Annotated in this window: 4 protein-coding genes; all 4 read left to right on the forward strand. The window is 68.0% G+C overall.

Features of this window, described 5'->3' with window-relative positions:
- Nucleotides 1-25 precede the first annotated feature (25 nt).
- The 4 genes from AC27KI_RS20310 to AC27KI_RS20325 all read left to right on the forward strand — a co-directional run bounded on the left by AC27KI_RS20310 (nucleotide 26) and on the right by AC27KI_RS20325 (nucleotide 3,759).
- Nucleotides 26-133 carry a (2Fe-2S)-binding protein gene (locus AC27KI_RS20310; protein WP_487115518.1) on the forward strand — a complete coding sequence of 36 codons (108 nt, stop codon included), beginning with the start codon at nucleotides 26-28 and terminating at the stop codon, nucleotides 131-133.
- Nucleotides 134-362: 229 nt separating this feature from the next.
- Nucleotides 363-1,232, forward strand: coding sequence for a N(5)-hydroxyornithine transformylase PvdF (locus AC27KI_RS20315; protein ID WP_487115511.1), 870 nt, complete (start codon nucleotides 363-365; stop codon nucleotides 1,230-1,232).
- Nucleotides 1,216-2,550: a lysine N(6)-hydroxylase/L-ornithine N(5)-oxygenase family protein gene (locus tag AC27KI_RS20320; protein ID WP_487115513.1), complete on the forward strand. Its 1,335-nt coding sequence runs from the start codon at nucleotides 1,216-1,218 to the stop codon at nucleotides 2,548-2,550. Before AC27KI_RS20315 ends, AC27KI_RS20320 begins: the two co-directional genes overlap by 17 nt.
- 597 nt (nucleotides 2,551-3,147) lie before the next feature.
- The gene (locus tag AC27KI_RS20325; protein ID WP_487115515.1) at nucleotides 3,148-3,759 is read left to right on the forward strand and encodes an RNA polymerase sigma factor; all 612 of its coding nucleotides are present in this window, start codon (nucleotides 3,148-3,150) and stop codon (nucleotides 3,757-3,759) included.
- The last annotated feature ends 154 nt before the right edge of the window (nucleotides 3,760-3,913 follow it).

The following is a 3,913-nucleotide window of genomic DNA, read 5'->3' on the forward strand; positions in this document are numbered from 1 at the left end:
GGCGAGGCGGCCGCCCCCGCTGCGGCTGCACCGGCAATGCTGCCTGTACTACCTGCTGCCCGGTGAAAGCCATTGCGGCGCGTGCCCGCTGGCGCCGCAGCACCGCAGGGCGGCCGAAGCGCCGAGCGCCTGACCATGCGCGGCGCCACAGCCCACCGCAGCCGCCCGCGCCGGTGCATGAACGAACGTGCAAAGCCGGTGCGCGGGCACAGCGGTGAACAGATGGCAGCGCCGTTCGTCTTCCCGACAGGGAGCCCGGGAACGGCTGCATCCCAGGCTGCACCGCGCCCAGGCACCGGCACGCCGGCACACCCCGATCGACGCCATCGGTTCATCCACTCTTGACTGAACTCACTTCGCTCATGCCCAAGGCAAAACTCGCATATGTCCTCTCCCTGCGCAACGCGGCGGCCGACCAGGCCGGCCGGCACGTGGCCTACAAAGGGGAGCAGCGCTACATGAAGTCTCCGCTGGAATCCCTGGCCGAGGCACTGGACCAGACGCCGCTGGGCGATGCCTATTCCCTGGAAGGCATCGTGTTCGACGACGATCCGCAATCCCCGCGGGACCAGGCCGCACTGCAGGACTACGGCTTCTCCTGCGACCCCGCGCGGCCCTGGATCTTTCCCCACGGCCTGCGCACGCAGGGCCGGCCGCTCAAGGACCTGATGCATTCGGTGCCCTCCACCTACCGCCGGCTGCCGCGCGATTCGGCGCAGCGGGTGCCGGGCAAGCAGGCGTTCGAGCGCCAGTTGCGCGAGCAGCTGGACACGCTGCAGGCCGACATCGTGGTGCTCGACGGCCTGCTGGTGATCCTGGACGACCTGGCGCGGCCGGGCAATCCGTACTGGCGCCGCATCGCCAATATCCACCCGGGCATCACGCGGCCCGGCTCCCCATACCAGCGCCGCGGCGCCTACGCCACGCTCGATGCGCTGCACGGCGCGCGGGGGGAGAAGGTCATCGACTGGACCACGCGCGCGACCGTGCCCGTGCCGCCCGTGTCGATGACGGGCGCCTCCTTCCACTACGTGGACCAGGGCATCGACTCGGGCGAGGTGATCTTCGACGTGCTCGCCACGCCCATCGCCCCGGACGACACCATCTTGGAAATGCGCTGGAACAACTTCCAGCAAAGCCTGTTTCCCGCGCTGCACCAGGGGCTGGCGCTGCTGGCCGAAACACCCTCCCTCACCACACAGGAGTTGACATCCCATGCCTGCCATTCATGACCTCATCGGGATCGGCTTCGGCCCGTCCAACGTTGCCCTGGCCATCGCGCTGGAGGAAAAGCGCCATGCCAGCCGGCCCCTGGACGCCCTGTTCATCGAACGGCAGCCGGCCTTCGCCTGGCACCCGCACATGCTGCTGGACCAGTCCCACATGCAGATCTCGTTCCTGAAGGACCTGGCCACGCTGCGCAACCCCACCAGCCGGTTCACTTTCATCAATTACCTGCATGAGAAAGGCCGCCTGCCGGACTTCATCAACCTCAAGAGCTTCTACCCGAGCCGCCGCGAATTCAACGACTATCTGAGCTGGGCGGCGGAGCAATTCGAGGACCACTGCATCTATGGCGAGGACGTCTTCGAAGTGCTGCCCGAGCGGCAGCACCCCGGTGGCGCCGCGTCGCACGCGCAGCAGGCGGCGCCCGTCTCCCACCTGCGCGTGCGCTCGCGCAACCGGGCGGGCACGGTGACCGAACGGCTGGCGCGCAACCTGGTGGTGGGCGTGGGCGGCACGGCCAACATTCCCCCCGCCTTCCAGCCCTTCAGGGCCGACCCGCGCGTCTTCCACTCCAGCACCTACCTGCAGGGCATGGCAGCCCACGGCGCGGCACGCAAGATCGCGGTGGTGGGCGCGGGGCAGAGCGCAGCAGAGATCTTCATGGACCTGCAGGGCCGGCCCGGCGCGCCGCAGGTGGATCTGATCATGCGCGCCCGATCGATCCGGCCCTCGGACGACAGCCCGTTCGTGAACGAGATCTTCAACGTGGAGTTCACTGACTACATGTACAGCCGGCCGCCGTCGGAACGCTCGGCGCTGCTGGAGGAGTTCTGGCACACCAACTATGCGGTGGCCGACATGGAACTGATCCAGCAGATCTTCAAGCTCTTCTACGAACAGAAGGTCGCAGGCGGCGAGCGGCTGCGCTTTCTGCGGCGCCAGGAGGTCGGCGCGGTGCGGGCCGATGCGGCGGGCATCCACCTGTCGCTGGCGGACCAGGACAGCGGCCAGCAGAGCACCGTGCGCTACGACGCCGTGGTGCTGGCCACGGGCTATGCGCGGGCGCAGCACAAGGACCTGCTCCAGCCCCTGGCGCCCTACCTGGGCGACCTGCAGGTCGATCGGCACTACCGCGTGCAGACCCCGCCGGACTTCCAGCCCGCCATCTACCTGCAAGGGGCCTGCGAAAGCTCGCACGGTTTGAGCGACACGCTGCTGTCGGTCACGTCGGTGCGCACCGGGGAGATCGGCAACGCCCTGCTGGCCGCCACACCGGCCGCCACGGCACGTTCCCGCGGGGCGATGGAGCCGACCCCCGCCTGAACCGGCGCGCAGGCCGAAGGCCCAGGAAGGATGAGGCGGGGAGCCCAACCATCGCCAGATCGGCCGCTGTGGGACCCGACCCCGACCCGGGGATCAGGTGCCACGGCGCCCTGCACGAGCCACGCCGTCCAGTGGCCATGAAACGGAGCAATGCAACCCCTTCATGCCCCAGGCCGCGGCGCCGGCTCCACTGCTATCGCTCAGACTCCAACGCGAAATTCCACCGATCCGTCTTTTCTACGCCTTCAGAGTCAGGGTCCTCACCCGCCAGGGCCCATACGGGGAAAAGCAGTCCTGCGATCAGGAGGGCCAGAATTCGTTTCATCAATGACTCCTTGGTTGATGGACGGGTAGTGCCTTCAAGTGGCGTTGCGCTTCGCTTTGCGACCTTCCAGACTTCCGCATTTTGCAGCCTTCAGATCGCCTGACAAAGGCTCAGTCGACCCCATGCTATGATTCAAATGCGAACTATTCGCATTGAACCCAGGCCATCGCATTCTGCAGCGCCCTCCGTGCACCGGCGGCGCGAACGGATCGGCAGCCCGCCACGTGGCGGTGCCTGGGGTCCGATCATTGGCATTTGCGGGAAACGGCCTCATGCGCGATCTGATCCATGAACTGGTGACCCACTACGGGGACTTGCGCCGGCACCTGACGTACGAGCTCAGGGACCCGCACTATGCGGCCGACATCGCGCAATCGAGCTTCGAGCGGGTGTATGCCCAGGCCGTGGCCGCCAAGGGATCAGCGCCGCGCGAATCGGCAGCGCCGTCTTCGCTGTCCACCGTCGAATCGCCCCGCGCCCTGCTCTTCAGGGTGGCACGCAACCTGTGCATCGACGATTACCGCAAGCGCAAGGTCGCCCAGGACTGGGCCAGCCAGCACGCGGGCGACGAGCGCCACGGGGCAGCGCCGTCTTCCGAGTACTTCGCGGCGCAGCGCCAGGTGCTGCGCCGGCTGGTGGAAGCGATCGAGCAGTTGCCGCCCCGGCGCCGCGAGGTCTTCCTGCTGTTCAGGGCCTATGGCCACACGCGCACCGAAATCGCCGAGCGCCTGGGCATCACCGAAATGGCGGTGGCCAAGCACATGGTGCGCGCCACGGTCGATTGCTCGCGCGTGTTCGCCGAATTGCGCGCGAGCCTGATCGAACACCAGAGCCCATCCGGCCGCGCGGGCTTCGAGGCCACCCTGGCCGAAGATTTTTCCTGAGCCCCGCATGTCCCTGACCGCCGCGCCGCGAGAGCGCCTGATCGAGCACGCCATCGCGCTGATCGTGCAGGCCGATGTCGCACCCGAGCCGGCCGCGCAGGACGCGCGCGCCACGCTGGCCCAGTGGCGCCAGCGCTCGGGCGAGCACGAGGCC

This window comes from Acidovorax sp. KPB24-03 (assembly GCF_057546605.1).